Genomic DNA, 26,683 nt, shown 5'->3' with positions numbered 1-26,683 from the left:
ATGCGCGTGATTGAATTAAAGCCCGTGGTGGTATTCGGCGGAAAGGTGCCGCGCAACCTCGCGCAGGGCTTCGCGCGGTTCGGCGCCTGCCCCGGTCGCCTCGGCGAAGACCGCGCGCTGCCGGGCGGCGCTGGTGCCGGTGACGAGGATGTCGCGCGCGGCGTCCACCTCGCGCACGCAGCCCAGCTCCATCGCGTCCTCGTGGACCAGCGCGATGAACTCCTCGAGCAGGTCGGCGAAGGGCACGATCTCGCCCCGGCCGAAGTCGATCAGCCCCTCCGACGGCCCGTACCGCTGCGCCCGCCAGCGGTTCTCGCCCAGCAGGAAGCGTTCGTAGATGCGCCAGCGCAGGTTCTGGCCGCGCAGCCGCCACAGCGTCCGCGTCACGCACTGGATCAGCGCGGCGATCGAGGCGGCGTGATCCAGCCGGGGCGAGACGTCGCAGATCCGCGTCTCGAGCGTGGGGAACGTGTGCGACGGGCGCAGGTCCCACCAGATCTTGGTGCTGTCCTCGATCAGCTTGGTGTCGATGAGAAGCTGCACCGAGCGCTGGTACTCCGCCCAGCTCGCGAAGCGCGGGGGCAGGCCGGTGCGCGGCAGGTTGTCGAAGACCGCCAGGCGATAGCTTTCCAGCCCCGTATCCTCGCCCTGCCAGAAGGGCGACGAGCAACTCAGCGCCAGAAGGTGCGGCAGGAAATAGGTGAGCTGGTTCATCAGGTCGAGCCGCAGCTCGTCGTCGTTCAGCCCGACATGCACGTGCATGCCGCAGATCAGCATGCGTCGCGCGACGCCGCCCAGGTCGCGCCGCAGGTCGTTGTACCGTTCGCGGTCCCGGTGGTGCTGCGCCTTCCAGTCGCCCCACGGGTGGCAGGAGACGGCCAGCGGGACCAGCCCGTGGTCGCCCGCCACCTCGGCCACCGTGCGGCGCAGGTGGGCGAGGTCCTCGCGCGCCTCGGCCACCGTGCGGCAGACGCTGGTGCCGACCTCGACCTGGCATTGCAGGAATTCCGGGCTGACGCGGTCCTCGAGCCGTTCCTTGCAGGTCGCGATCAGCGCCTCGGGCGCGTCGGCAAGGTCCAGCGTCGTGGCATCGGCGAGCAGATACTCCTCTTCGATGCCGATGGTGAAGTCAGGCGTTCCCATGCCGCACCCCGTCAGGTCCGGCGCCCAGGAAAGCAGAGGCGGGGCGCCGCGGCAATGGCCGCGGCGCCGCCGCCGTCAATAGTTTCGCGGGCAGGCGGCGCGATAATAGGTGCCGTCGCCGCGGGCATAGGCGCACATGCCGGTGTCGTTGTTGCGGGCCACCAGCGTGCCCGCCGTGGCGCCGGCCAGCGCCGCGATCAGCCGCCAGTCGTCGTCGGCGTCCAGCACTTCCGCGGTGATCAGGCCGGCGGTCGCGCCGCCCAGGCCGCCCACGAACATCTGCTGGTCGTCCGTCAGGTTCTCGCAGCCCGCCAGCGTCAGGGCGGCGGCGCTCACTAGGCCGAAAATCTTCGCGCGCATGTCTCTCTCCTCCTTGCGTTCTCCGCCAGAACAAGACGAAGCGGCAGGTGGTGGTTCCTGCGGTGCGCGGGACCTTGCCGAAATGGGCATCCTCTTGCCGGAAATACTCCCGCCGGAGGCGATCCTGCCGCCTGACACACGCGCGCCGCCAGAAGCGGGGCGGCGCGGTGAGGCTGGACGCAAATGGCGTGCGGCGGCAGCCGCTCCGCCGGATCAGTCCATCTGCTTGAAATGGAACTCGCCGCCCTCCTTCAGGCCGCTGGGCCAGCGGGCCGTGACGGTCTTGGTGCGGGTATAGAACTTGAAGCTGTCGGGGCCGTGCTGGTTGAGGTCGCCGAAGCCCGATTTCTTCCAGCCGCCGAAGGTGTGATAGGCCAGCGGCACGGGGATCGGGACGTTCACGCCGACCATGCCGATGTTGATGCGGCTGGCGAAGTCGCGGGCAGTGTCGCCGTCGCGGGTGAAGATGGCGGTGCCGTTGCCGTACTCGTTGTCCATCGCGGTCTTCAGCGCCTCTTCATAGCTGCCAGCGCGCACGGTCGAGAGGACGGGGCCGAAGATCTCCTGCGTGTAGATATCCATGTCGGTGGTCACCCGGTCGAAGAGGTGTGGGCCCACGAAGAAGCCGTTTTCATAGCCCTGGAGCTTGAAGTCACGCCCGTCGACGACAAGCTCCGCGCCCTGCTCGACGCCGGAGTTCACCAGGCCGAGCACGCGCTTCTTCGCCTGCGCCGTCACCAGCGGGCCGTAATCGACGTCGTCGCCGGCGGTGTAGGGGCCGACCTTCAGCTTCTCGATGCGCGGCACCAGCTTCTCGATCAGCGCGTCGGCGGTCTTGTCGCCCACGGGCACCGCGACCGAAATCGCCATGCAGCGTTCGCCGGCAGCACCGTAGCCCGCACCGACGAGCGCGTCGGCGGCTTGGTCCATGTCGGCGTCGGGCATGACAATCATGTGATTCTTCGCGCCGCCGAAGCACTGCACGCGCTTGCCGTTGGCGCAGCCGCGGGCATAGATGTACTGCGCGATCGGGGTCGAGCCGACGAAGCCCACCGCCTGGATCGTCTCGTTGTCGAGGATGGCGTCCACCGCTTCCTTGTCGCCGTTGACGACCTGCAGGATGCCGTCGGGCAGGCCGGCCTCCTTCAGCAGTTCCGCGAGCATCAGCGGGACCGAGGGGTCACGTTCGGACGGCTTGAGGATGAAGGCGTTCCCGCAGGCCAGCGCCGGGCCCATCTTCCACATCGGGATCATGGCGGGGAAGTTGAACGGGGTGATCCCGGCCACGACGCCCAGCGGCTGGCGCATCGAGTACATGTCGATGCCGGGCCCCGCGCTGTCCGAGAAGTCGCCCTTCAGCAGGTGCGGCGCGCCGATGCAGAACTCGATCACCTCGAGCCCGCGCTGGACGTCGCCCTTGGCGTCCGGGAAGGTCTTGCCGTGCTCGCGGCTCAGCGCCTCGGCGAGCTTGTCCATATCGCGGTTGAGCAGGCGGACGAACTCCATCAGCACGCGGGCGCGGCGCTGCGGGTTGGTGGCGCCCCATTTCGGCTGCGCTTCGGCGGCGCGGGCGATGGCGGCGTCGACCTCGTCCTTCGAGGCGAGCGGCACCCTGGCCTGCACTTCGCCCGTGGCGGGGTTGAAGACGTCGGCCATGCGGCCCGACCCGCCCTTGACGTGATCGCCGTCGATCCAGTGGCTGAGTTCCTGCATCGGAGCCTCCCTGAAGGTCTGTGTTTCGCGGGCCAGAATAGGCTTGCGCCGATGCGGCAGGAAGCGGCAGTTTCCCAAAAGGGTTTTGCGTGGATGCGGGTGCGATGCAGGGACTCCAGTGGGATGATATGCGGATATTCCTGTCCGTGGCGCGGGCCGAAAGCCTGTCGGGCGCGGGCCGGGTGCTGAAGCTCGACCCCGCCACGGTGGGCAGGCGGGTGGCGCGGCTGGAGGAGGGCCTGGGCACGCCGCTGTTCGCCAAGTCGCCGCAGGGCTACGGCCTGACCGGCGCCGGCCAGCGGCTTCTGACGCATGCCGAGGTGGCCGAGCAGGCGATGACCGGCGCGGTCGAGGAGTTGCGCGGCGACCAGGCGGGGCTGTCGGGTGTCGTGCGGGTCGGCGCGCCGGACGGCTGCGCCAACTTCCTGCTGCCGCAGGTCTGCGCCCGGATCGCCGCCGGGAACCCGGGGCTCGAGGTGCAGATCGTGGCGCTGCCGCGGCTTCTCAACCTGTCGCGCCGGGAGGTGGACATGGCCATCGGCGTCTCGCGCCCAACGGCGGGACGGCTCACCGTGCAGAAGGTCGCCGATTACCGCCTGCATCTGGCCGCCGCGCGGGATTATCTGGACCGACATCCGGTGACCGGGCGGGACGACCTGAAGAACCATTCAGTGATCGGTTACATCCCCGACATGATCTTCGACAAGGAACTCGACTATCTGGGCGAGACGGGGGTCGAGCGGGTGGCGCTGTCGTCGAACTCGGTCTCGGTGCAACTCGGCCTGATCCGGCAGGGCGCGGGCGTCGGCGTGGTGCACGACTTCGCGCTGCCGCAGGCGCCGGGCGTGGTGAAGGTGCTGCCCGACGAGGTGTCCCTGACCCGCACGTTCTGGCTGATCCGGCACAGCGACGACCGCCGGGTCGAGCGGCTCAACCGCTTCGCCGCCGCGTTGGGGGAGGGGCTTCGTGCCGAGATTGCCCGGCTGGAAGCGTTGACTTGACAGCGCGGGGCGCAGCGGAGGACGCTTCACTTGAGGTCAAAGCGAGGAGAGGCCGCGATGCTGGTTCACCAGATCCTGAAGTCGAAGTCGGACACGGGCGTGGTCACGCTCGCGCCGGGCACCAGCGTGTCGGACGCCGCCGCGCTCCTGGCCGAGCGGCGGATCGGCGCAGTCGTCATCTCGAAGGACGGCACGCACCCCGAGGGGATCCTGTCCGAGCGTGACATCGTGCGCGAGCTGGGCCGCCGCGGCCCGACCTGCCTGGGCGACACGGTGGACGAGATGATGACGCGGGAGCTCGTGGGCTGCACGCGGGACGAGACCGCCGACGCCGTACTGGCGAAGATGACCGAGGGCCGGTTCCGCCACATCCCGGTGATGGACGGCAGCGAAATGGTGGGCTTGATCTCGATCGGGGACGTGGTCAAGGCGCGCCTGTCCGAGCTGTCGATGGAGCGCGACGCGCTTCAGGACATGGTAATGGGCCACTGAGCGGTCCGGCTGCCGATTCACCCCTTGCGCGCCAGGGCGCAATATAGTTGCGTGCGCGCGGGCACGAGAGAGGGGGCGGCACATGCGCATCGGCCTTTATCCGGGGACGTTCGACCCGGTCACGCTGGGGCATCTCGACATCATTGGTCGCGCCTGCGCGATGGTGGACCGGCTGGTGATCGGCGTCGCGATAAACCGGGACAAGGGCCCGCTGTTTTCGCTGGAGGAGCGGGTCGACATGATCCAGACGGCCTGCGCGGGTCTTCAGAAGCACGGGACCGAGATCGTCGTCCACCCGTTCGAGAACCTGCTGATCGACGCGGCGCGCGACGTGGGCGCGAGCCTGATCGTCCGCGGCCTGCGCGCGGTCTCGGATTTCGAGTACGAGTACCAGATGGTGGGCATGAACCGCGCGCTCGACGACAGCGTTGAGACGGTGTTCCTGATGGCCGACGCGCAGCACCAGGCGATCGCGTCGAAGCTGGTGAAGGAAATCGCGCGGCTCAACGGCGACGTGTCGAAGTTCGTCACGCCGCCCGTGCGCGCCGCGCTCCAACAGAAGTTCCGCTGAAACGGCGACGGGCGCGCCCATGCGGCACGCCCGTCTCAGTCGTCGGTGTTGTCCGTCGGGCCGGAGTTACCGGCCATAGACGACGTTCCGCGCGATGACGCTGCTTTGCGTCGGATCGATGTCGAGGTCGTGGGCGACGCCCAGCGGCATCGACGCGATCTCGCGGCGGGTGCGCTTATATGCGGCGCGGCGCGCTGCGGCGGCGCGGAGGCTGTGGATCATGGTCTTCATGCTGCCGTCTCCCTTCGGGTCTGGCGGTGTTGCGTCGCCGAGGTAGGGGCCGTGGCCCAACTCACACGCGGCGCGGATGTCTGGCTGGTATGCGGTGCCCGCAGGGCGCGGTCAGGCGCCGTAGACGGCCTGCCGCGCGATGCGGTGCGCGTCGCCGGGATAGATGTTGAGGTCCAGCGCCACGTCGAGCGGCATCGAGCGGATCTCGGCCACGGTGCGGCGATAGGCGGCGCGCTTGCGGGCGCGGGCTTTGTACTCTTGCAGGAAGGTCATCGTCGTCGGTCCCTTGCAGGGGGTGTGTGTCGTCCTCCTCGACCCGTAAGTTGGCGACGGTGTTAGCGCGCAACAACGCCCATTTTCGCCATGCTGCTATGCAGCGAAAGCATGGTTTCCGGCGGTCTTCCGCGCGTGCTCGCCGCCCTCGTGCCGCCGCCCGTTCTGGCGCGGCGGCGCGCGCTCTGGCATGGTCGGGGCGCAACACGGGGATACGACATGACAAATTCCGTCGCCGCCGGGCTGGGGGCGCTGATCCTGGCGGCGCTCGCGCTCAACTTCTGGCTGGGGCTCGACGCGCACATCTTCCTCGCCCGCAGGTTCGTGGACCTGACCAACGCGATCGCCTTCTGGCGTTAGCGCCATCCGGTTGACCTCGGAGACAAAAGTAACAGAGTAGCGACCAAGTCCCCGCGGGGCGGATGAGCCGCCCGCGCCGGGCCGGACACGAGGAGAGAGATCATGGCAGTCAAAGTCGCCATCAACGGCTTCGGCCGCATCGGCCGCAACGTGCTGAGGGCAATCGTCGAGTCGGGCCGCACCGACATCGAGGTGATCGCCATCAACGACCTCGGCCCGGTCGAGACCAACGCCCACCTGCTGCGCTATGACAGCGTGCATGGCCGCTTTCCCGGCGAGGTGAAGGTCGGGGAGGACAGCATCGACGTGGGCCGCGGGCCGATCAAGGTTACCGCCATCAAGGATCCCAAGGAACTGCCCTGGCAGGACGTGGACGTGGCGCTGGAGTGCACGGGCATCTTTACCGCCGCAGAGAAGGCCGCGCTGCACCTCGAGAACGGCTCGACCCGCGTGCTGGTCTCGGCCCCGGTCTCGGGCACGGTCGAGGGTGACGTGCCCACCATCGTCTACGGCGTGAACCACGACAGCCTGAAGCCGCAGCACAAGGTCGTCTCGAACGCCTCGTGCACGACGAACTGCCTGGCGCCGGTCGCCAAGGTGCTGCACGACGCCATCGGCATCGAGCGCGGTTTCATGACCACGATCCACTCGTACACCGGCGACCAGCCGACGCTGGACACCATGCACAAGGACCTCTACCGCGCCCGCGCCGCGGCGATGTCGATGATCCCGACCTCGACCGGCGCCGCCCGCGCGGTCAGCAAGGTGATGCCGCAGCTCGAAGGCAAGCTCGACGGCGTGGCCATCCGCGTGCCGACGCCGAACGTGTCGGTCGTCGACCTGACCTTCACCGCCGCGCGCCAGACCAGCGTCGAGGAGATCAACGAGGCCGTGCGCGCCGCCGCGAACGGCGAGCTCAAGGGCATCCTGGGCTTCACCGACGAAAAGCTCGTCAGCTCGGACTTCAACCACGACTCGCACTCCTCGGTCTTCCACACCGACCAGACGAAGGTGATGGAGGGCACGATGTGCCGCGTCCTGTCGTGGTACGACAACGAATGGGGCTTCTCGAACCGCATGGCCGACACCGCCGTGGCCATGGGCAAGCTCTGAGACGACAGCGGTGGGCCGGGCAGGTCCCGGCCCCCGCTCACGCGGGGTGAAGGCTGATGCGCATGTCGTCCCGCGGCCGCGCCGGAAGCTCGCCATAGGCCAGCGACAGGTCCTGCTCGGGCGCGTCCCATTCCAGTTCCTCGACGAAGAAGCGGGTCGTCACGGCCATCATCCGCTCGGTGATCCACTCGCCCGAGCAGCGGTGGTTGTGCGGGTGGTCGCCGCCGCCCTGCGGGATCATCTCGAACGGGCCGGGCTTGCGATGGGCGAACCGCTCGGGGCGAAAATCGTCCGGGGCCGACCATGTGCGCGGGTCGCGGTTCGTGCCCCAGATGTCGAGCAGGACCAGCCGGCCCTCGGGGAACGGCAGGCCCTTCCACTCGAACTCGCGCGTGGTCCGCGCGCCGACGGCGGGGAAGAACGGGTAGTGGCGGCGGATCTCCAGCACGAAGCGGCGCACCTCCTCGTCGGTGCGCGGATGGACCCCGTCCGTGGCCAGCGCGTGGACCACGAAGACGAGGAAGACGCCGACGGCCGTGGTGGGCCGCAGGACGTTGAGAAGCTCGACCCCGGCGACATCGGCGGGCAGGGGCTGCCCCTCGGGGTCATGCCAACCGGCGATGACGTCGAGCGCGCTGCCCTGGCGCGGGGCGATCTCGCCGGCGCGGGTGCGGGCGATCAGGTCGTGCGCCCAGGCATCGGCCCGCCGCCGTTGCAGACGCGCGCGCATGTAAACCGGGCCGACGGAGCCCGCGTGCTCGAACATGGCCTGCATCTGGCGACGGCGCAGGTTCATGTCGGCCTCGGGCGGAACTCCGGCCCACTCCGCCGCGGCCTCGGCGGCGACCTGGAGCAACTCGGAATGCAGCGCCACCTCGCCCGCCTCGCGCCAGACGGGGACGCGGGCGCGCAGCCGCGCGGCGAGCAGCGGTTCGAGCCGGTCCATGTTGTTCTCGGTCATGATCGACAGGTGCATCGCCTTTCGGTGCACGTGCGCCGCCCCGTCAAGCCCCTGCACGCCGCCGAGCCCGAACATCAGCTTCTTGATGCGCGAGGGAAAGGCGTCGGCTCGGCGGAAGCGGGACTGGTCATAGAAAAGCTCGGCCGCCTCGGGGCCATGCAGGAAGATCGTCTTCTCCAGCAGTAGCCGCCCCTCGAAGGCGTCGCTGCCGTGCGCGGCGCAGCGCTTCGAGATGAACCGGTAGGGGTCGGCCCGGAAGGGGATGGTGCTGTCGGGCGCGGTCTCGGTCGGCATCTGCGACATGGTTGCTCCTGTCTCTGCTGGCGCTGTCGCGCCAACGCGGCGGCGGCCCACTCGGTTGCCGGTGGAGGGGGCGGAACGGCGGCGGTGCGGCGGGTGTTGAGCGGGCGAGACACCCGAATGGAGGAGGCACCGATGGACCTGCCTGCCGGCGTCACCCGCATCGCCACAGACCGCCCCGACGTCTATGCCTTCCGCGTCACCGGGCAGCTCAACCGCGAGGGCATGGAGAAGATGGCCGCCGAAATGAACGCGGCCTTCGACACCCATCAGGGCGTCAACGTGCTGTTCTTGCTCGAGGACTTCGACCTGGGGGACGCCGCCATCGGCTATGGCAGCCAGTCGATGAAGGCCGACCTGCGCTCGATCACCAACGTGGACCGTTACGCCGTCGTGGGGGGGCCGAAGGTCGCGCAGACGATGATCGAAAGCTTCGGCCGCGTCATCCCTGTGGATGCGAAGACGTTCCCGCAGGAAGATGAGGACGCCGCCTGGGCGTTCGTGGGAGCCCGCCCGGTGTGAGCGGTCGGCCGGCGGCGAGGCTCGAGCGGCCAGGTTCGGCTTGGACAGCAGAGTTCCGCGGCCGAGCGCACCCTTACCATGATCCGCCCGCGTGAGGCGGCGCCTGCGCTTCGGGAGGGCGTCATCCACATCGCGTTCCGGCGATGGCGCTGAGCGAGGAACAAGCGGTCGCCGCTTGGGGCCTCTTCGCCCGGCTGCCGAAAGCCGATCGGGTGGACCCCGCCGCCAGTCCCTCTAGTGTGGTCTGGACAGACACCCACAGCCCCACGGCGAAGGAGGAGACGACATGCGGGACGAGATCGACGGGCCGCACCGGGTCTACGGCGTGGAGCGCTGGGGCAAGGGATTGGTGGAGGTGTTGGAGACCGGCGACATCGGCATCCGCAACCCGCTGTCAGAGTCGACGCACGCGGTAAGCCTGCCGAAGGTCGTCGAGGCGCTGGGCGCGCGGGGCGTGCAGACGCCCGTGCTGCTGCGGGTCGCGTCGTTCCTGGAACACGGGGTGCGGCGGGTGAACGAAAGTTTCGGCGACGCCATCGCCGAGGCCGGCTATCGCGGCGCCTATCGCGGCGTCTTCCCGATCAAGGTGAACCAGCAGGCGCAGATCGTCCGGCGCATCGTGGAATACGGGCAACCCTTCGGCTTCGGGCTCGAGGCCGGTTCGAAGCCCGAGCTGGTCATCGCGCTCAGCCAGCCGCTGCCGCACGACGCGCTCATCGTCTGCAACGGCACCAAGGACGAGGAGTTCGTCCGCCTCGCCATCCTGTCGCGCAAGCTGGGCTTCAACACTGTCATCGTCCTGGAAAGCCTCAACGAGGTCGAGATCGCGATCCGCGTGGCCGGCGAGCTGGACGTGGACCCGCTTCTGGGCGTCCGGGTCAAGCTGACCAACCAGATCGGCGGAGCGTGGGCCGCCAGTTCCGGCGACCGATCGGCCTTCGGGCTCAACAGCGAGCAGCTCGTGACATCGGTAGACCGGCTGAAGGAGGCGGGGCTTCTGCATTGCCTCAAGCTTCAGCACTCGCACCTCGGCTCGCAGATCCCCGACGTCAACGACGTGCGCCGCGCCGCAACCGAGGCCTGCCGCTACTTCACCGAGCTTCTGGCCGAAGGGGTGCCGCTGACCCATCTCGATCTCGGCGGCGGTCTGGGCGTCGACTATACCGGCGAGATGAAGGCGACCGAGAGCTCGGTGAACTACTCGGTTAAGGAGTACTGCGCGAGCATCGTCGAAACGGTGCGCTATGCCATGGACGAAGCCGGCGTGGAGCATCCGACTCTCGTTACGGAGAGCGGCCGTGCGGTGGTGGCGATGTCGTCGGTGCTGGTCTTCGACGTGCTCGAGGCGACGCTGTTCGACGTCGAAACCGCGCCGGCGCCCGAACCGGACGACCACCACCTGGTCGCGGACCTCGCCGGGATCGGGGACTACGTGGTCGAGGGGCGGCTGCAGGAGTGCGTCAACGACGCGAGCTACTACCGCAACGAACTCAGGGCGCTGTTTCGCCGCGGCACCATCGGCCTGCGTCAGGTGGCGCGGGGCGAACGAATATACCTGCGCCTGATGTCGCGCATCCGGCGGCTTGCGGAAGAGACCGGCGGCTCTCCCGACCTCGTCGCGCAGCTCGAAAGCACGGCGGACATCCTGCACTGCAACTTCTCGCTCTTCCAGTCGCTGCCCGACGTCTGGGCGATCGACCAGCTTCACCCGCTGGTGCCGCTGCAACGCCTGAACGAGGTGCCGGACCGGCGCGCGATCCTGTCGGACATCACCTGCGACTCGGACGGCAAGATCGACCGCTTCATCCTGGCCGACCGCGTCTCGGCCACGCTGCCCGTTCACGATATCCGGCCCGACGAGCGCTATCTCTTTGGTACCTTTTTCGTCGGCGCGTACCAGGAAACCCTGGGTGACCTGCACAACCTCTTCGGCGACACCAACGTCGCCACGATCGAGCTGCGCGAGAACGGCGAGTTCGACCTGATCGAGGAGGTCGAGGGCGACACGATCGGCGAGGTGCTCAGCTACGTCGAGTACAACCCGCGCGACTGCATGGACGGCTTCCGCCGCGCCGTCGACCGCGCCATCTCGAACCGCAAGCTCGACGCCTCCGAGGGCCGGCAACTGATCGAAGCCTACCGCAGCAGCATCAACGGGTACACGTATTACGAGTGAGGAATGCGGCGCGTGTCTGGTCGGCCGGGAGGGAGTGAGCCCCAATGAATGATTTCAGCGGCTTAGCTGGGCCAGCCGCTGCAAGGTCGCCAGTCCCGAAGCCTGCCTCGCCGACATCCTCGCCCGGATCGGCGACCACAAGATCAACCGCCTCGACGACCTGCTCCCGTGGAACTGGGTGCCGCTCGCTCAGACCATAGCCGTACCTCCCGACTACATGCCGTCCAAGTTCGGCACAATACAACGGATGCCGACGGTGTCGGAGCACGGGTGAACTTCAAGCAGGCTAGGGAGCTTCGCGTGAGTACTTGATTTGTTGGTAGGCCCGGAGGGACTCGAACCCCCAACCAAAGCGTTATGAGCGCTCTGCTCTAACCAATTGAGCTACAGGCCCTGACCGACCCCGTGCTTAGCAGAGCCGCCGGGGCGGTCAAGCGGTTCGGGTGCGGGGCGCGTTGCCCTGCGCGGGCGGATCGGATAAGCGCGGGGCGCGCGCGAACGCGATCTGAGGGGATGCCGGGATGACCGAGAAGAGCGGCCTGACCTATGCCGAGGCAGGGGTCGATATCGATGCGGGCAATGCGCTCGTGGACCGGATCAAGCCCGAGGCGGCACGAACCAAGCGGCCCGGCGTGATGTCCGGGCTTGGCGGCTTCGGGGCGCTGTTCGACCTCAAGGCGGCTGGCTACGACGACCCGGTGCTGGTGGCCGCGACCGACGGCGTGGGCACCAAGCTCAAGATCGCCATCGACACCGGCAATGTCGACACGATCGGCATCGACCTCGTGGCGATGTGCGTCAACGACCTGGTCTGCCAAGGCGCGGAGCCGCTGTTCTTCCTCGATTACTTCGCGACCGGCAAGCTCGAGGTCGACAGCGCCGCACGCATCGTCTCGGGCATTGCCGAGGGCTGCGCGCGCTCGGGCTGCGCGCTGATCGGCGGTGAGACGGCCGAGATGCCGGGCATGTACGCCGCGGGCGACTTCGACCTTGCGGGCTTCGCCGTGGGTGCGATGGAGCGGGGCGCGGCACTGCCCGAGGGCGTGGCCGAGGGCGACGTGCTGCTGGGGCTGGCCTCGGACGGCGTGCACTCGAACGGCTATTCCCTGGTGCGGCGGGTGGTCGAGCGGTCGGGGCTGGGTTGGGGCGACGCGTCCCCCTTCGGCGACGGCACGCTGGGCGAGGCGCTGCTGGCGCCGACGCGGCTTTACGTCAAGCCGGTGCTGGCGGCGGTGCGTGCAGGCGGCGTGCACGCGCTGGCGCACATCACCGGCGGCGGGCTGACCGAGAACCTGCCGCGCGTGCTGCCCGAGGGGCTGGGCGCGCGCATCGACCTGGGCGCCTGGCCGCTGCCGCCGGTTTTCGGATGGCTGGCCGGGCAGGGCGGGCTGGCGCAGGACGAACTGCTCAAGACATTCAACGCGGGCATCGGGATGGTCGTCGTCGTCTCGGCCGACCGCGCCGACGCGCTGGCCGCGTTATTGGCCGATGAGGGCGAGACGGTGCACCGGCTGGGCACGGTGGTGGCTGGGCAGGGCGTGTCCTATGACGGGACGCTTGCGTGAAGCGCGTCGCGATCCTGATCTCGGGCGGCGGGTCGAACATGCTGGCGCTGGTCGACAGCATGACCGGAGACCACCCGGCCCGGCCCGTGCTGGTGGCGTCGAACGATCCGCAGGCCGGCGGACTGAGGAAGGCCGAGGCGCGGGGCATCCCGACGGCGGCGGTCGATCACCGTCCCTTCGACACCGACCGCGCCGCGTTCGAGGCCGCTCTGGCCGAATGCATCGACGCCGCCGGGCCCGACATCATCTGCCTCGCGGGTTTCATGCGCATCCTCACGCCCGGTTTCATCGACCGCTACGCCGGGCGGATGCTGAACATTCACCCGTCGCTCCTGCCGAAGTACCGCGGGTTGCACACCCATGCCCGCGCGCTCGAGGCAGGGGACACGGAAGCGGGCTGCACGGTGCACGAGGTCACGGCGGAGCTGGACGACGGTCCGATCCTCGGGCAGGCGCGGGTGCCGGTGCGCCCGGACGACACGGCCGGGACGCTGGCCGCGCGGGTGCTGACGATGGAGCACCGGCTTTACCCCGCCGTCCTGCGCCGCTTCGCCCAGGGCGACCGCAGCCGGCTGGATCTCGCCTGACCGCTTCCCTTTTGCGCGTCATTTGCTAAGACGCGCCCACGCGGGAGAACGACAAAGGACAAGAACCGCCCGAATGATCACGATCACCACGACGAAGGAGCTCGCCGAGTTCTGCGAGCGCGCGCGTACCCGCCCGTATGTCACCGTCGATACGGAATTCCTCAGAGAGCGGACGTATTACTCGAAGCTTTGCCTTGTGCAGCTCGCCATCTCGGGCGACGGCGCCGGGGACGCGGTGCTGGTCGATCCGCTGGCGTCGGGCCTGTCGCTCGATCCGCTTTACGACCTGTTCCGCGACGAGAGCGTGGTCAAGGTCTTCCACGCGGCGCGCCAGGATCTCGAGATCTTCTATGTCGAGGGCGGGGTGTTTCCAAAGCCGCTGTTCGACACGCAGGTCGCCGCCATGGTCTGCGGCTTCGGCGAGCAGGTGGGCTACGAGACGCTGGTGCGCAAGGTGGCGAAGGCCTCGCTGGACAAAACCTCGCGCTTCACCGACTGGTCGCGCCGCCCGCTGACCGAGGCGCAGAAGGCCTATGCCATCGCCGACGTCACCCATCTGCGGGTGATCTATGAATGGCTGTCGGCCGAGCTTGAGAAGACCGGTCGGACCGAGTGGGTGGAAGAAGAGCTGTCGGTGCTGCTGGATCCCGCGACCTATGTCGTCGATCCCGAGCAGGCGTGGCAGCGCGTCAAGACGCGCACCAACTCGGGCAAGTTCATGGCGGTGGTCAAGGAGCTGGCGAAGTTCCGCGAGGTCTATGCCCAGTCGCGCAACATCCCGCGCAGCCGTGTTTACAAGGACGATGCGTTGCTGGAGCTGGCCTCGACCAAGCCGCAGAGCATGGAAGAGCTGGGCCGCTCGCGCCTGCTTCTGCGCGAGGCGCGGCGGGGCGACATCGCGGAGGGTATCCTGCAGGCCGTGAAGACCGGGCTCGAGACGCCGCCGGCCCAGTTCCCCGAAGTCGACCGGTCGCGCGACAAGCTCCAGGTGAACCCGGCGCTGGCCGACCTGCTGCGCGTTCTGCTCAAGGCCAAATCCGAGGCCACGGGCGTGGCGCAGAAGCTGATCGCGACCTCCGCCGATCTCGACGCCATTGCCGCCGGAGAGCGGCAGGTTCAGGCGCTTCGCGGCTGGCGCAACAAGGTGTTCGGTGAGGACGCCGTGCGCCTGTGCCGGGGGGAGATCGGCCTGATCGCCAACGGCGCGCAGGTCAAGGTGTTCGAGCTGAGCTGACCCCGCGGGGCCGTGCGCTTTTAGCGGCGCACGGCCAGCGCGTTCCCGGCACCGACCACACGAATTTCGCGGATGCCGGCCAGCTGCTCCTGCGTCAGGTAGGTTCCGACGACGACCTCGCGCGATTGCGGGGTCGAGACGCGCGTGGGCTCGAACGGCGGGGCGACGCGGAACTGGTACTCGGCCACCGTGTCGCCCGGAACGTCCGCCGGGCTGGGGATCAGTTCACCGTTCCAGTAGCCCTGCTGCGGCGGCAGGCCCGTCGCCTGCACCACCGCACCGCCCGGCGTCGGATCGACGGTCAGAGCCACCACCCGGTCCATCAGCGGGCGTCCGTCCGTCACCGCCGCTTCTTCGGTCACGGCCACCTCGGACGAGCCGCCGAACCAGGTGAACGGGTTGAGCCGCGAGTCGGCCACGCGCGCGCATCCGGCGGCGGTGCCCACGATCACGATGGCGGTCAGCAGCCCTCGGCCCATGAAATCTCTCCCCTTTTTCCGTTTCCGGTTAGCCCAAAGCCGCGGCCTTGAAAAGCCTTGTGCAGCACGCCCCCCAGCCCTAGGTCAGGGGCGAGATTGAGAGGACACGTCATGGCCAGCGAAGCGTTCGAAGAGATCGCCGAGACCTTCGAGTTTCTTGAGGACTGGGAGGAGCGGTATCGCTACGTCATCGAACTCGGCAAGAAGATGGAACCGCTCGAGCCCGAGTTGCAGGTGCCCGCCACCAAGGTGGAGGGCTGCGCGAGCCAGGTCTGGCTCGTCCCCGAGATCGAGGGCGAGGGCGCGCAGGCGGTGGTCCGCTTCCGCGGCGACAGCGACGCGATGATCGTGAAGGGCCTGATCGCGGTGCTGCGCGCGCTCTATTCCGGGCGCACGGCGGGCGAGGTGTTGAAGATCGACGCGCCGGGCGAACTGGAACGTCTGGGCCTGAACGATCACCTGTCCTCGCAACGCTCGAACGGCCTGCGCGCCATGGTCCAGCGCATCCGAGAGATCGCCTCGCGCGCGGCCGGGCAGGGCGTGGCGGCGGGCTAGGCCAGCCGCTCGAGCGTCGTCGCCAACTCTCCGTAGCCGGTGAACCGCCGCTCATAGGCGAGCCCCAGCCGGTCCGCCGCCGCACGCGCCTGCGCGTCGAGCGCGGGGTTGTCGGTTTGCGCCTGGTAGACAAGCGTTTCGTAGTTCCCGAAATACATGTCCCGCAGCTCGGGATGGCGGTCGAGCCCGAGGGGCCGGATCACGAAGGCGTCGAACTGCCGGACCAGGAAGTCGGTCAGGTAGAACGCGGTGATCTCGTCGCGGGCGGCGAAGGCGGCGTTGCCTTCGAAAAAGCTGTAGCAGTGCGGCCCCTCGACCATCTCCACGCCCGACTCGTCGCAGACGCGACGCAGCGCTCCGCCGGTGCCGCAATCGGCGTAGACGACGAAGATCGAGTCGTAGGCGTCGCGATGCTTCTCCACTGCCGCGCGCACAGCCTGCGGAATGCGGTCTGGCGTGTTGTGCAGGATCGCGGGCAGGCAGACGAGGTCCATGTGGTTCCAGCCGCCCGCCCGCTTCAGCGCCAGGATCTCGCGCGCCAGCGCTCCGCACGCGATCAGCAGCAGGCGGCCCCGTCCCGTGGCCGGCAGACCCGCGCGCGCCAGTGTCGCGTCGTCGGGGTCAGCCACGGTGGTCGCTGATGCGCCGCCAGGCAAGGTAAAGCACCAGCAGCGCGGGGATCGCCACCAGCGGAAGGCCGTTCATCACGTCGGCCCCGGCAAAGACGCCGGCGGCCAGCCACACGGTCAACCCGGCGGCGAGGATGACGCTTCCCAGAATGGTCAGGTAGCGGCTCATGGGCATCGATATGCTCCCCTCCGCCGGGTCAGCCCCCGGCAGCCATCTGGTTGTGCTTGCGCGACACGAACTGTTTCGCGGTCTCGACAGCCACGGCCGCGTCGCGGCAATAAGCGTCGGCGCCGATGGCGCGACCGAACTCTTCGTTCAGCGGGGCGCCGCCAACGAGCACGATGTAATCATCGCGAATGCCCTGTTCGACCATCGTGTCGATCACGACCTTCATGTAGGGCATCGTGGTGGTCAGCAGCGCCGACATGCCGAGGATGTCGGCCTCTTCGCGCTGAAGCGCCTCGATGTAGTTCTCGACCGGGTTGTTGATGCCCAGGTCCACGATCTCGAAGCCCGCGCCCTCCATCATCATCGACACCAGATTCTTGCCGATGTCGTGGATATCGCCCTTCACGGTGCCGATGACCATCTTGCCCTGCTTGGGCGCTCCGGTTTCGGCCAGAAGCGGTTTGAGGATGCCCATGCCGCCCTTCATGGCGTTGGCGGCCAGCAGCACCTCGGGCACGAAAAGGATGCCGTCCCGGAAGTCGTTGCCGACGATGGTCATGCCGCCGACCAGCGCCTCGGTCAGCACGCGGTAGGGCTCCCATCCGCGTTCGAGCAGGATGTTCACGCCTTCCTCGATCTCTTCCCGGAGACCGTCGTAAAGGTCGTCCTGCATCTGCTGTACGAGCTCGTCGTCGTCCAGTTCGCTCAGAACGATATCGTCTTCTTCGTCGGACATCCTGCCAGTCTCCTGCGCGCGCCGTGGCCCTTGCGGCGACGATTAGCTGTTTTCGGCGCGCCCACCTTCCGGTTTCCGACACGCGCCCGAGCACACGCGACATATATCCGTCGCGGCCTCACGCAGGAACGCGCGGAACACTGAAAAGTCTTCATGATGATTATGGCCCGCGGCGGGGCTGGACGATGTTCTTATAATGTTCCATGTTGTACCCTATGGATCCGCATCCCTCCACCCGTTCCCGCGCCCTGGGCCGTGGCGCCGCAAGCAACCCGGCGGTGCGCTACGACCGGCTGTCCGGCGCGGCGGAGGACGACGGCTGGCCCGGTGACGGCGAACCCCTGCCACCACTGCGCACCGAGGTGCGCGAGGAGACGGCGAAGAAGGTCCTGACGCGAAACACCTCGCCCGACATCGGCTTCGACCGGTCGGTGAACCCCTACCGGGGGTGCGAGCACGGCTGCATCTATTGCTTCGCGCGGCCCACGCACGCCTATCTCGGTCTGTCGCCGGGGCTGGATTTCGAGACGAAGCTGATCGCGCGGCCCGGCGCGCCGGAACGCCTGGCGAAGGAGCTGTCGGCGCGGCGCTATGTCCCCAGGCCCATCGCCATCGGTACCAACACCGACCCTTATCAACCCATCGAGCGCGAGCGGCGCATCATGCGTAGCGTGCTCGAGGTGCTGCGCGACTTCCGCCACCCCGTCACCATCGCCACGAAGGGCGCGATGGTCGAGCGGGACGCCGGCATACTGTCCGAAATGGCGGCCGATGGGCTGGCGGCGGTCGGCATCTCGGTCACCACGCTCGATCGGGACCTGTCGCGCAAGCTCGAGCCGCGGGTGCCGTCACCCCAGCGCCGGCTGAAGGCAATCGAGACGCTGGCACGGGCAGGGGTGCCGGTGCGGGTGATGGTGTCGCCGGTGATCCCGGGGCTGACTGATCCGGAGATGGAGGCGATTCTGCAGGCCGCGCGCGACGCGGGCGCGGCGGGGGCAAGCTGGATCATGCTGCGCCTGCCGCTCGAGGTCAGCCCGCTGTTCCAGGAGTGGCTGGCCGAGCATTATCCCGACCGCAAGGCCAAGGTGATGGCCCGCCTGCGCGAGATGCACGGCGGGCAGGAGTACTCGGCCGAGTGGGGCCACCGCATGCGGGGCGAGGGCGTGCATGCGCAGATGATCGCCCGGCGGTTCGACATCGCGGCCAGGCGGCTGGGGCTCGACGGAAAGCTGCCGCCCCTGCGCACCGACCTGTTCCGCGTGCCGCCGCAGCCGGGCGACCAGCTTCTGCTGTTCTAGCGCGCGCGCCGGCGGCGAGTGCGTACGGGCGCGCCGCCGCCTTCCTCGGTCCCGTCCTGAGGCGAGGAGAAACCGCCAAGCCGTTCCACCACCTCGTCGAGCGTGGGGCGCGCGCCCTTCGGCCGCGTCTCGAGCGCCTCGCGCATCAGGCGCAGGTGCTCGGGCGTGGTGCCGCAGCAGCCGCCGATGATGGTCGCGCCGCAGTTGCGGGCAAGCTCGGCGTAATCCGCCATCAGCTCGGGCGTGCCGTTATAGTGGATGTGGCCGTCCACGTATTTCGGGATGCCGGCATTGCCCTTGGCGATGATCGGTCGCTCCGATCCCTGCGCCGCGAAGCCCAGCACGGTGCGCAAAAGGTCCGAGGCGCCGACGCCGCAATTCGCGCCGAAGGCCAGCGGCTTTGCGCATTTCAGCTTATCGACCATGTCGACCATCCCGGCCGAGGTCAGGCCCATCATCGTGCGCCCGGCCGTATCGAAGCTCATGGTGCCGCACCAGGGCATGCCCGCGCGCTCGGCGGCCTCTCCGGCGGCCTTGTACTCGTCGGCGGCGCTGATCGTCTCGATCCACAGCACGTCCGCGCCGCCTTCCTTCAGGCCCTCGGCCTGTTCGTGGAAGATCTCGACCGCGTCGGCGTAGGTCAGGGTGCCCATCGGCTCCATGATCTCGCCGGTCGGACCCACCGAGCCCGCGACGACAACCGGCCGGCCCGCCTTGTCCGCGATTTCGCGCCCCAGCTCGGCGGCGGCGCGGTTCAGCTCGCGCACCCGGTCCTGCCCGTTGTGCAGCTTGAGCCGCGACGCATTGCCGCCGAACGAGTTGGTCAGGAAAAGGTCGCTGCCCGCCTCGACCGGTCCGCGATAGAGGTCGCGGATCTTCTCGGGGTGGTCGACGTTCCAGAACTCCGGCGCGTCGCCCGATTGCAGCCCCATGTTGAACAGGTTCGTGCCCGTCGCGCCGTCGGCGAGCAGCCACTCACGCTCGGACAGCAGGCGGGAAAGAAGGTCGGTCATCGGAAATCGCCTCTGGGATAGAGCCCTCGGGCTCGGGTTGCGGCGGGTGATGCCACGTCTGCGGTGGCGGCGCAAATGGCGAGCCTTCATGATCTTCATGAGGCAGGAGCGCAGGCCGCGCAATGGCCCGCGCGATGTCGAGCTCCGCGAGCAGGAGCGACAGGCGCCCCGGCGCGGCGAAGTACAGCCGCTCCCACTCGGGCGCAAAGGCCTGCTTGAACCGGCGCAGTCCTCATCTTTGGAAAACCCCGTTACCCGCTCGCGGCGGGTCTATCGGCCGAGGACGGACAAGCCGTTGAAGGCAGCCGCATGCGACGTCTTCGCATGCGGTGAATGGAAGTCGTATTTGCGGCGTCCGGGACGTGCCGCCGGCCGACCCCGCGGGGCGGGCCGGCGCAGGTCTCAGACCTCGTCGATCAGCTGGGCCTTGGCGACTGTCAGAAGCTCGTCCATCTTGCGCCGCACCGTGGCCTCGTCGGCGTCGCCGCCGAGGTCCATTGCGACGCGCTGCACGACGGCCTCGTGCTCAGGCTTGCTGAGGTCGGCCTTCACGATCTCCTTGGCATAATTCTCGGCGTCGTCGCCGGTCTTGCCCATCAGTTCAGCCGCCCACAGGCCCAGAAGCTTGTTGCGCCGCGCCTCGGCGCGGAACTGCATCTCGGCGTCGTGGGCGAACTTGTTCTCGAAGGCGCGCTCGCGTTCGTCGAAGGTGGTCATGGAATCCTCCCCGCGTCACTATCCGTGTCTTCGGTATGCCGCCGGTCCGACGCTCCCGCAAGATCTGCCACCTGGGTGCGGCATCGCGGCCCCGGGCAGCATGGACGTTACATTTCTTGCCGAGAGCCCCCATCTGCCCTATAGGAGCGCGCAACACGCGACCGCGGCGCCCGACCGGGGGCGGATCCGCGGGCGATGGCATTGGAGCTTACATGGCACGTCGCAAGAAGATCTACGAAGGCAAGGCGAAGATCCTGTACGAAGGCCCCGAGCCGGGCACGTTCGTGCAGTATTTCAAGGACGACGCCACCGCCTTCAACGCGCAGAAGAAGGCGACCATCGACGGCAAGGGCGTGCTCAACAACCGCCTGAGCGAGTTCTTTATGAAGGGGCTGACTCAGGTCGGTATCCCGAACCACTTCATCAAGCGCATCAACATGCGCGAGCAGCTGATCCGCTCGGTCGAGATCATCCCGCTCGAGGTCATCGTGCGCAACTTCGCCGCCGGCTCGATCTCGACCCGGCTGGGACTGGCCGAGGGCACGCCGCTGCCGCGCCCGATCGTCGAGTTCTGCTACAAGGACGACAAGCTGGGCGACCCGCTGGTCAGCGAAGAGCACATCATCGCCTTCGGCTGGGCGGCGCAGCAGGACCTCGACGACATGGTGGCGCTGGCGCTGCGCGTGAACGATTTCCTGTCGGGCTGCTTCCTGGCGGTCGGCATCAAGCTGGTGGACTTCAAGATCGAGATCGGCCGCATCTGGGAGAACGACTTCCCCCGGCTCGTGGTCGCCGACGAGATTAGCCCCGACAGCTGCCGGCTGTGGGACATCGAGAGCGGGCAGAAGCTCGACAAGGACGTGTTCCGCCGCGACCTGGGCGATCTGGCCGATGCCTATACCGAGGTCGCGCGGCGCCTGGGGGTGCTGCCCTCGAACGTCACGCATGCGGCGAAGCCCACGCTCATCAATTGAAAGGGTGACGCGGGCGGCAGCGGTGTCGTGAGCATTTTCGCGAAGAAGAAACAGGGGAGTGGCGCATGAAGGCGCGCGTGCACGTGATGCTGAAGGACGGCGTTCTGGACCCGCAGGGCGAGGCCGTGCGCCACGCCCTGGGATCGCTGGGGTTCGAGGGGGTCGAGGGCGTGCGCCAGGGCAAGGTGATCGAACTGGACCTGGCCGAAGACGACGCCGGCAAGGCCGAGGCGCAGGTGCGCGAGATGTGCGAGAAGCTGCTCGCCAACACGGTGATTGAAAGCTACCGGGTCGAGGTGCTGTGATGCGCGCCGCGGTGCTGCGCGAGTACAACGCCGACCTGTCGCTCGAGGACGTGGCGCAGCCGGCGTGTCCCGAGGACGGCGTGGTGCTCAGGGTGCTGGCCTGCGGCGTCTGCCGCTCAGACTGGCACGGCTGGTCGGGCGAGCATCCGCGGGTCAAGCCGGGCCAGATCGGCGGGCACGAATACTGCGGCGAGGTTGTCGAGGCCGGGCCGCGGTCGCGTTGGCGGGTGGGCGACGTGCTGGTCGCGCCGTTCATCCTGGCCTGCGGCTCCTGTCCGAACTGCCAGTCGGGCGAACAGACGACTTGCCCGAACCAGCGGCTGCCAGGTTTCGTCGAGCCGGGCGCCTTCGCCGAGTACGTTGCCGTCCCCTACGACCACAACCTCACGCGCCTGCCCGAGAGCATGTCGCCCACCTTGGCAGCCGGGCTCGGCTGCCGGGTGACGACCGCCTGGCACGCGCTGACGGGGCGCGCGGCACTCAAGGGCGGCGAATGGCTCGCGGTGCACGGGACCGGCGGGCTTGGCCTGTCGACGATGCTGCTGGGCCGGGCGCTGGGGGCGCGGGTCGTCGTGGTGGACGTGGTGCAAGAGAAGCTCGATCACGCGCTGTCCCTGGGGGCCGAGGCCGCCATTGACGCGCGCGAGGGCGAGACCGCCGCGCGCATCCGCGAGATCACCGGCGGCGGCGCCCATGTCTCGGTCGAGGCGCTGGGGATCGACGCGACGGTGAATGCCTCGGTCGAGTGCCTCCGACCTCTGGGGCGTCACGTGCAACTGGGCATGCCGGTGGGCCACCAGGCGCGCATGGATATCAACATGAACGCGGTCTACATGGGCAACCTCGCCCTCTACGGCTCGCGCGGGATGCCGTCGTGGCGCTACCCCAGCCTGCTGAGCCTGATCGAGAGCGGCGCGGTGGACCTGAGCCCGCTGATCGCGCGCGAGATCGCGCTGTCCGACGTCAGCGCCGAACTGCGCGCCATGAACGGGCCGACGCCGCCGGGCGTGGCCGTCGTCACGGATTTCCTGAACTGAGGGGCCGCCCATGAAAGCCGCCGTCATCGTCTTTCCCGGATCAAACTGCGACCGCGACCTCGCCACCGCCTTCCGGCAGGCCGGGGCCGAGGTCGAGATGGTCTGGCACAAGGACACCGAGCTTCCCGCCGGCACCGATGTCGTCGGCGTGCCCGGCGGCTTTTCCTACGGCGACTATCTGCGCTGCGGCGCCATCGCCGCGCGCTCGCCTATCTGCGGGGCGCTCAAGCGCCATGCCGAGAAGGGGGGCTTCGCCCTCGGCGTCTGCAACGGCTTCCAGGTGCTGACCGAGACAGGGCTGCTGCCGGGTGCGCTGATGCGCAACCGCGGGCTGCGCTATATCTGCAAGACGGTGCCGCTGCGGGTCGAGACCGCCGCCACCGCCTTCACCGAGGGCTACGCCGAGGGGCAGCAGATCGCGCTGCCCATCGCGCACCACGACGGCAACTACACGCTGGACGCCGACGGCGTGGCGCGGCTGCGCGACGAGGGGCGCATCGCCTTCACCTATGTCGACAACCCCAACGGGTCCGTCGCCGACATCGCGGGCGTGCTGTCGGCGAACAAGCGCGTGCTGGGCATGATGCCGCACCCCGAGCGGGCGGCGGATTCGGCGCTTGGACAGCCCGATGGCTCGGCGCTGTTCCGCGCATTGTGTGGTGCATTTGCCGCTGCGTAAGCTTGTTGCCGGAGAGCGCCGGGCTTAACTTGCCGGCATGACGGAGCGCGCAGCACCCAAACTTCCGGTCAAGAGCCCGGCCCGCCCTTGGCGGGTCCGTGTCCTTCTGGCCGGGTTCGTCGCCTTCGCGGTGGCGGTCGTCTGGGTGACGAACCAGTTTCTGACCGAACGGTTCACCGAGAGCACGAGAAATCGTGCCGAGGTGCGGCTGGCGCTGTATTCCGGCCACCTGCGCAGCGAGCTTCAGCGCGCCTCTGTCGTGCCGCTGCTGCTGTCGCGCGATCCGGCGCTGATCGGCGCGCTGAACTCGGGCGACTACACCCCGACCACACAGCGGCTGATTTCGTACCTCGAGGAAATCGGCGCAGCCTCGCTCATGCTGCTGGACAAGGACGGGCGCGCCGTGGCCGCGACCGACCGCAGCCGGCTGGGCTCGTCCCACCGCAACGCCGCCTATTTCATCGAGGCGCTGCGCTCGAACGATACGATCTTCACCACCACGCGCACCGACTCCGGCGCTTTCGCCTTCTTCTACTCGCGAAAGATCACCGTGGGCGGCGAGTTGATGGGGGCCATCGTGGTGGGCGTCGACCTTCAGAAGTTCGAGCAGAACTGGGCGGGCTTTTCCGACGCCGTGTTCGTCACCAACAGTGAGGGCCAGATCATCCTGGCCACCGAAAGCCGCTGGCGCGGGCGCACCGAGGAAGAGGCGCTGGCCGCCCGTTCGGCCCCGAATGCCATCCAGCGGGCGCTGAAGGCCACGACCGACTGGGGCGCCCTGCCGCCCGACGCGTATCTGTCGGGCGAGGCGGTGATGCGTCAGGACGCGCGCATCCCGTTCCAGGGCTGGCGCATGACCTCCTTCACCACCTATGCCAGCGTGCGCGAGCGGGTGAACGGGGTGCTCGCGCTCGAGATCATGGGCTTTGCGCTGCTGCTGGCCGGCACCTTCTACCTGATGACGCGCAAGGCGCTGTCGCGCTCGCTGTTCTTCCAGCGCGAAACCGTCGAGCTGCGCCAGCTCAACAACCGCCTTCAGCGCGAGATCGCGCAGCGCGAGAAGGCGGAGAAGAACCTGGAAGTGGCCGAGCAGACGGTCGAGCAGACCTCGAAACTGGCCGCCCTGGGCGAAATGTCGGCGGCCGTTAGCCACGAGTTGAACCAGCCGCTCGCGGCGATGAAGACCTATCTGGCCGGCGCGAAGCTGCTGCTTCAGCGCAAGCGACCCGAGGAGGCGCTGTCGTCGTTCCAGCGCATCGACGACCTGATCGAGCGGATGGGCGCGATCACGCGCCAGCTCAAGTCCTATGCCCGCAAGGGCGGCGAGGCGTTCGAGACGCTCGATCTGCGCGACTGCGTGTCGTCGGCGCTGTCGATGATGGAGCCGCAGCTCAAGACGCGCGATATCGCTGTCACCCGTTCGCTTCCGTCGCACCCGGTGACGGTGCGGGCCGACCGCATCCGCGTCGAGCAGGTGATCATCAACCTGCTGCGCAACGCCGTGGACGCCACCAAGCAGGCCGAGCGCCCCGAGATCGAGATCCTTCTGTCCACCGGCGACACCGCCACGCTCACGGTCCGCGACAACGGCACCGGGATCGAGGATCTCGAAAGCCTGTTCGAACCCTTCTACACGACCAAGGCACCCGGCGACGGGGTGGGGCTCGGCCTCGCCATCTCGTCGGGGATCGTCAGCGACCTCGGCGGCCGCCTGACGGCGCGCAACGCGCCCGACGGAGGGGCCGTCTTCGAGATGCAGCTGCCGCTTCACGCCGAACAACGCACCGCAGCCGAGTGAGGATGCCAGCATGGCACAGCACATGAAGATCGCGATCATCGACGACGAGCAGGACATGCGGCAGTCGATCAGCCAGTGGCTGGCCCTGTCGGGCTTCGACACCGAAACCTTCTCGAGCGCCGAGGACGCGCTGAAATCCGTCGGGCAGGATTATCCGGGGGTCGTGGTCAGCGACATCAAGATGCCCGGCATGGACGGCATGGCCTTCCTCAAGCGGCTGATGAGCGTGGACAGCGCGCTCCCCGTTATCATGATCACCGGCCATGGCGACGTGCCCATGGCGGTCGAGGCGATGCGCGTGGGCGCCTTCGACTTCCTGGAAAAGCCGTTCAACCCCGACCGGATGACCGAACTCGCCAAGCGCGCCACGACGCAGCGCCGCCTGACGCTCGACAACCGTGCGCTGCGGCGCGAGCTGTCGGATGGCTCGGGCATCATGAAGAAGCTCATCGGCTCGTCCCCGGTGATGGAGCGGCTGCGCGAGGATATCCTGGACCTCGGCCAGGCCGACGGCCACGTATTGATCGACGGCGAAACGGGCACCGGCAAGACGCTGGTGGCCCACGCGCTCCATGCGGTGGGGGCGAAGGCGGGCAAGAAGTTCGTTCTGTTCGCCTGCGCCGGCCAGGACGAGGAAACGATCGGCAAGCGGCTTTTCGGCCCGATGGAAGAGGGCGAGCAGCTTCCGCTTCTCGAAGAGGCACGGGGCGGCACTCTGGTGCTCGAGGACATCGACGCGCTGCCGCCGTCGCTTCAGGCGCGGCTGCTGGCCTGGATGAACGAGCAGGGCACCCCGGCCGAGACGCGGATCGTCGCGATCTCGAACCTGCAGGAGCAGGGCAAGACCTGCGAGGACGTGCTGCGGCCCGACCTTTATTATCGGCTCGCGGCGATGAAAATCACCCTGCCGCCGCTGCGCGCGCGGGGCGAGGATATCCTGACGCTCTTCAACCGCTTCTCCGAGCAGTATTCCGAGGAATACGGCTGCGACGCCCCCGAGGTCAGCGCACAGGAGGCCGCGCAGCTTCTCCAGGCGCCGTGGCCGGGCAACATCCGCCAGCTCGTCAACGTGGCCGAGCGCGCGGTGCTTCAGAACCGCCGGGGCACTGGCACGATCTCGTCGCTTCTGATGCAGGATAACGACGACACCGAGCCGCGTATGACGACGGAAGGAAAGCCGCTCAAGGAATACGTCGAAGCGTTCGAGAGGATGCTGATCGACAACACGATGCGGCGGCACAAGGGGTCAATTGTGTCGGTGATGGAGGAACTCTGCCTGCCGCGCCGGACCCTGAACGAGAAGATGGCCAAGTACGGCCTCAGCCGCGCGGACTATATCTGACGGCGCGGGCGGGGCGCGCCGGATGCGGATTCCTGCGGTGCGGGATTTTCCGCATTGTATTTCACCGCCCGCTCCCCTTATCCTGCGGCAACGGGCCGGGTGCCGCCGTCAGGGCGGCACTGCGTCCCGCTTGAGTTTCACTGTTTCGGAACCTCCGACCGCAAAACCGCGCGCCGAGTTCCGGACAGCCGACCGGCCATTTCGGCCAAAACGACCGCCCGAGCGCCTGAAAAAGGCCGGGCCGTGAACGGGCGCCCCACGAAGGGCGTCGGAGAAGAAACGCGATGAGGCGCGCGACGGCAGAAACGGATAGAGCAGGGGCCATCAGGCTCCGCGACCTGCCGCACCCC

The 26,683-nt window shown here is 68.3% G+C and carries 30 protein-coding genes, 1 tRNA gene and 1 pseudogene; 19 read left to right on the top strand and 13 right to left on the bottom strand.

Translation table 11 applies throughout. The annotated features are described in order from the left end of the window. Positions 1-15: 15 nt before the first annotated feature. The 3 genes from BM162_RS11640 to BM162_RS11630 all read right to left on the bottom strand — a co-directional run bounded on the left by BM162_RS11640 (position 16) and on the right by BM162_RS11630 (position 3,216). Positions 16-1,143 carry a carboxylate-amine ligase gene (locus tag BM162_RS11640; RefSeq protein WP_093421980.1) on the bottom strand — a complete coding sequence of 376 codons (1,128 nt, stop codon included), beginning with the start codon at positions 1,141-1,143 and terminating at the stop codon, positions 16-18. A gap of 75 nt (positions 1,144-1,218) precedes the next feature. After that, on the bottom strand, positions 1,219-1,503 hold the full coding sequence (locus BM162_RS11635; RefSeq protein ID WP_093421977.1) for a glycine zipper 2TM domain-containing protein: 285 nt from the start codon (positions 1,501-1,503) through the stop codon (positions 1,219-1,221). A 213-nt stretch (positions 1,504-1,716) separates the two neighbouring features. Then, positions 1,717-3,216, bottom strand: coding sequence for a CoA-acylating methylmalonate-semialdehyde dehydrogenase (locus tag BM162_RS11630; RefSeq protein ID WP_093421974.1), 1,500 nt, complete (start codon positions 3,214-3,216; stop codon positions 1,717-1,719). Between the two features lie 104 nt (positions 3,217-3,320). Between BM162_RS11630 and BM162_RS11625 the strand changes: the two genes are divergently transcribed. The 3 genes from BM162_RS11625 to coaD all read left to right on the top strand — a co-directional run bounded on the left by BM162_RS11625 (position 3,321) and on the right by coaD (position 5,280). Beyond that, on the top strand, positions 3,321-4,217 hold the full coding sequence (locus BM162_RS11625; protein WP_093422096.1) for a LysR family transcriptional regulator: 897 nt from the start codon (positions 3,321-3,323) through the stop codon (positions 4,215-4,217). Positions 4,218-4,274: 57 nt separating this feature from the next. Continuing rightward, positions 4,275-4,709, top strand: coding sequence for a CBS domain-containing protein (locus tag BM162_RS11620; protein WP_093421972.1), 435 nt, complete (start codon positions 4,275-4,277; stop codon positions 4,707-4,709). Positions 4,710-4,791: 82 nt separating this feature from the next. Further along, positions 4,792-5,280, top strand: coding sequence for a pantetheine-phosphate adenylyltransferase (coaD, locus tag BM162_RS11615; protein WP_093421969.1), 489 nt, complete (start codon positions 4,792-4,794; stop codon positions 5,278-5,280). A gap of 66 nt (positions 5,281-5,346) precedes the next feature. On the opposite strand, the gene BM162_RS22790 is transcribed toward coaD, so the two are convergent. Then, the gene (locus BM162_RS22790; protein ID WP_177215139.1) at positions 5,347-5,511 is read right to left on the bottom strand and encodes a hypothetical protein; all 165 of its coding nucleotides are present in this window, start codon (positions 5,509-5,511) and stop codon (positions 5,347-5,349) included. Between the two features lie 111 nt (positions 5,512-5,622). Then, positions 5,623-5,784, bottom strand: coding sequence for a hypothetical protein (locus tag BM162_RS22785; RefSeq protein ID WP_177215138.1), 162 nt, complete (start codon positions 5,782-5,784; stop codon positions 5,623-5,625). Between the two features lie 219 nt (positions 5,785-6,003). Here BM162_RS22785 and BM162_RS22780 point away from each other — a divergent pair, with 219 nt between their 5' ends. Together BM162_RS22780 and gap are read left to right on the top strand one after the other, a co-directional pair. Then, the gene (locus BM162_RS22780) at positions 6,004-6,144 is read left to right on the top strand and encodes a hypothetical protein (protein WP_177215137.1); all 141 of its coding nucleotides are present in this window, start codon (positions 6,004-6,006) and stop codon (positions 6,142-6,144) included. A 102-nt stretch (positions 6,145-6,246) separates the two neighbouring features. Continuing rightward, positions 6,247-7,257 carry a type I glyceraldehyde-3-phosphate dehydrogenase gene (gene gap, locus BM162_RS11605; RefSeq protein ID WP_093421964.1) on the top strand — a complete coding sequence of 337 codons (1,011 nt, stop codon included), beginning with the start codon at positions 6,247-6,249 and terminating at the stop codon, positions 7,255-7,257. Positions 7,258-7,294: 37 nt separating this feature from the next. Here gap and BM162_RS11600 read toward each other — a convergent pair whose 3' ends face one another. Further along, complete coding sequence (locus tag BM162_RS11600) at positions 7,295-8,521, bottom strand: cytochrome P450 (protein WP_093421962.1); 1,227 nt, start codon at positions 8,519-8,521, stop codon at positions 7,295-7,297. A gap of 132 nt (positions 8,522-8,653) precedes the next feature. On the opposite strand from BM162_RS11600, the gene BM162_RS11595 reads away from it, so the two are divergent. The 3 genes and pseudogenes from BM162_RS11595 to BM162_RS23620 all read left to right on the top strand — a co-directional run. Then, a complete protein-coding gene (locus tag BM162_RS11595) occupies positions 8,654-9,040 on the top strand; it encodes a SpoIIAA family protein (RefSeq protein ID WP_177215136.1) in 387 nt (128 codons plus the stop codon). A 286-nt stretch (positions 9,041-9,326) separates the two neighbouring features. Further along, positions 9,327-11,216, top strand: coding sequence for a biosynthetic arginine decarboxylase (gene speA, locus BM162_RS11590; RefSeq protein WP_093421956.1), 1,890 nt, complete (start codon positions 9,327-9,329; stop codon positions 11,214-11,216). Between the two features lie 94 nt (positions 11,217-11,310). After that, positions 11,311-11,415, top strand: a pseudogene (locus BM162_RS23620) (transposase domain-containing protein); the annotation flags it as partial. A gap of 118 nt (positions 11,416-11,533) precedes the next feature. Here BM162_RS23620 and BM162_RS11585 read toward each other — a convergent pair. Next, positions 11,534-11,610, bottom strand: a tRNA-Ile gene (locus tag BM162_RS11585). A gap of 127 nt (positions 11,611-11,737) precedes the next feature. Between BM162_RS11585 and purM the strand changes: the two genes are divergently transcribed. From purM to rnd, 3 genes are all read left to right on the top strand, one after another. Further along, positions 11,738-12,781 (top strand): phosphoribosylformylglycinamidine cyclo-ligase, encoded by a 1,044-nt coding sequence (gene purM / locus BM162_RS11580; protein ID WP_093421954.1) that lies wholly within the window; start codon positions 11,738-11,740, stop codon positions 12,779-12,781. Continuing rightward, the gene (purN, locus tag BM162_RS11575) at positions 12,778-13,368 is read left to right on the top strand and encodes a phosphoribosylglycinamide formyltransferase (RefSeq protein WP_093421951.1); all 591 of its coding nucleotides are present in this window, start codon (positions 12,778-12,780) and stop codon (positions 13,366-13,368) included. The genes purM and purN overlap by 4 nt, the downstream gene beginning before the upstream one ends. A gap of 73 nt (positions 13,369-13,441) precedes the next feature. Further along, a complete protein-coding gene (gene rnd / locus BM162_RS11570; protein ID WP_093421949.1) occupies positions 13,442-14,602 on the top strand; it encodes a ribonuclease D in 1,161 nt (386 codons plus the stop codon). A 20-nt stretch (positions 14,603-14,622) separates the two neighbouring features. On the opposite strand, the gene BM162_RS11565 is transcribed toward rnd, so the two are convergent. Continuing rightward, complete coding sequence (locus tag BM162_RS11565) at positions 14,623-15,081, bottom strand: hypothetical protein (RefSeq protein ID WP_093421946.1); 459 nt, start codon at positions 15,079-15,081, stop codon at positions 14,623-14,625. Between the two features lie 111 nt (positions 15,082-15,192). Here BM162_RS11565 and BM162_RS11560 point away from each other — a divergent pair, with 111 nt between their 5' ends. Then, the gene (locus BM162_RS11560; RefSeq protein WP_093421944.1) at positions 15,193-15,636 is read left to right on the top strand and encodes a SufE family protein; all 444 of its coding nucleotides are present in this window, start codon (positions 15,193-15,195) and stop codon (positions 15,634-15,636) included. Here the strand turns inward: BM162_RS11560 and BM162_RS11555 are convergent. The 3 genes from BM162_RS11555 to BM162_RS11545 are packed head-to-tail and all read right to left on the bottom strand — an operon-like array spanning position 15,633 to position 17,170. Beyond that, the gene (locus BM162_RS11555; RefSeq protein ID WP_093421941.1) at positions 15,633-16,265 is read right to left on the bottom strand and encodes a DUF1638 domain-containing protein; all 633 of its coding nucleotides are present in this window, start codon (positions 16,263-16,265) and stop codon (positions 15,633-15,635) included. The genes BM162_RS11560 and BM162_RS11555 overlap by 4 nt on opposite strands. Continuing rightward, a complete protein-coding gene (locus tag BM162_RS11550; protein ID WP_093421939.1) occupies positions 16,258-16,440 on the bottom strand; it encodes a hypothetical protein in 183 nt (60 codons plus the stop codon). The genes BM162_RS11555 and BM162_RS11550 overlap by 8 nt, the downstream gene beginning before the upstream one ends. A 22-nt stretch (positions 16,441-16,462) precedes the next feature. Continuing rightward, on the bottom strand, positions 16,463-17,170 hold the full coding sequence (locus BM162_RS11545) for a corrinoid protein (protein WP_093421936.1): 708 nt from the start codon (positions 17,168-17,170) through the stop codon (positions 16,463-16,465). Positions 17,171-17,373: 203 nt separating this feature from the next. Between BM162_RS11545 and BM162_RS11540 the strand changes: the two genes are divergently transcribed. After that, on the top strand, positions 17,374-18,468 hold the full coding sequence (locus BM162_RS11540) for a PA0069 family radical SAM protein (protein WP_245759246.1): 1,095 nt from the start codon (positions 17,374-17,376) through the stop codon (positions 18,466-18,468). Here the strand turns inward: BM162_RS11540 and bmt are convergent. Both bmt and BM162_RS11530 read right to left on the bottom strand, forming a co-directional pair. Beyond that, a complete protein-coding gene (bmt, locus tag BM162_RS11535; protein WP_093421931.1) occupies positions 18,465-19,481 on the bottom strand; it encodes a betaine--homocysteine S-methyltransferase in 1,017 nt (338 codons plus the stop codon). The two genes, BM162_RS11540 and bmt, sit on opposite strands and share 4 nt — an antisense overlap. A gap of 402 nt (positions 19,482-19,883) precedes the next feature. Further along, positions 19,884-20,198, bottom strand: a complete 315-nt coding sequence (locus tag BM162_RS11530) for a DUF1476 domain-containing protein (RefSeq protein WP_093421929.1) — start codon at positions 20,196-20,198, stop codon at positions 19,884-19,886. Positions 20,199-20,410: 212 nt separating this feature from the next. On the opposite strand from BM162_RS11530, the gene purC reads away from it, so the two are divergent. The 6 genes from purC (at position 20,411) to BM162_RS11500 (ending at position 26,333) form a co-directional block, all read left to right on the top strand. Then, positions 20,411-21,172 (top strand): phosphoribosylaminoimidazolesuccinocarboxamide synthase, encoded by a 762-nt coding sequence (purC, locus tag BM162_RS11525; RefSeq protein WP_093421926.1) that lies wholly within the window; start codon positions 20,411-20,413, stop codon positions 21,170-21,172. A gap of 65 nt (positions 21,173-21,237) precedes the next feature. Next, positions 21,238-21,477, top strand: a complete 240-nt coding sequence (gene purS, locus BM162_RS11520) for a phosphoribosylformylglycinamidine synthase subunit PurS (protein ID WP_093421923.1) — start codon at positions 21,238-21,240, stop codon at positions 21,475-21,477. Beyond that, entirely contained in the window at positions 21,477-22,514 is a 1,038-nt protein-coding gene (locus BM162_RS11515) for a zinc-dependent alcohol dehydrogenase family protein (protein ID WP_093421920.1), read from the top strand. The genes purS and BM162_RS11515 overlap by 1 nt, the downstream gene beginning before the upstream one ends. A 10-nt stretch (positions 22,515-22,524) precedes the next feature. Then, the gene (gene purQ, locus BM162_RS11510) at positions 22,525-23,193 is read left to right on the top strand and encodes a phosphoribosylformylglycinamidine synthase subunit PurQ (protein ID WP_093421917.1); all 669 of its coding nucleotides are present in this window, start codon (positions 22,525-22,527) and stop codon (positions 23,191-23,193) included. A gap of 37 nt (positions 23,194-23,230) precedes the next feature. After that, positions 23,231-24,991: a sensor histidine kinase gene (locus tag BM162_RS11505; protein WP_093421914.1), complete on the top strand. Its 1,761-nt coding sequence runs from the start codon at positions 23,231-23,233 to the stop codon at positions 24,989-24,991. Between the two features lie 10 nt (positions 24,992-25,001). Further along, complete coding sequence (locus BM162_RS11500) at positions 25,002-26,333, top strand: sigma-54-dependent transcriptional regulator (protein WP_093421911.1); 1,332 nt, start codon at positions 25,002-25,004, stop codon at positions 26,331-26,333. The last annotated feature ends 350 nt before the right edge of the window (positions 26,334-26,683 follow it).

Origin of the sequence: Tranquillimonas alkanivorans (genome assembly GCF_900115595.1) — a bacterium.
Taxonomy (GTDB): Bacteria; Pseudomonadota; Alphaproteobacteria; order Rhodobacterales; family Rhodobacteraceae; genus Tranquillimonas; species Tranquillimonas alkanivorans.
This window is presented reverse-complemented; position numbering and strand designations above follow the sequence as displayed.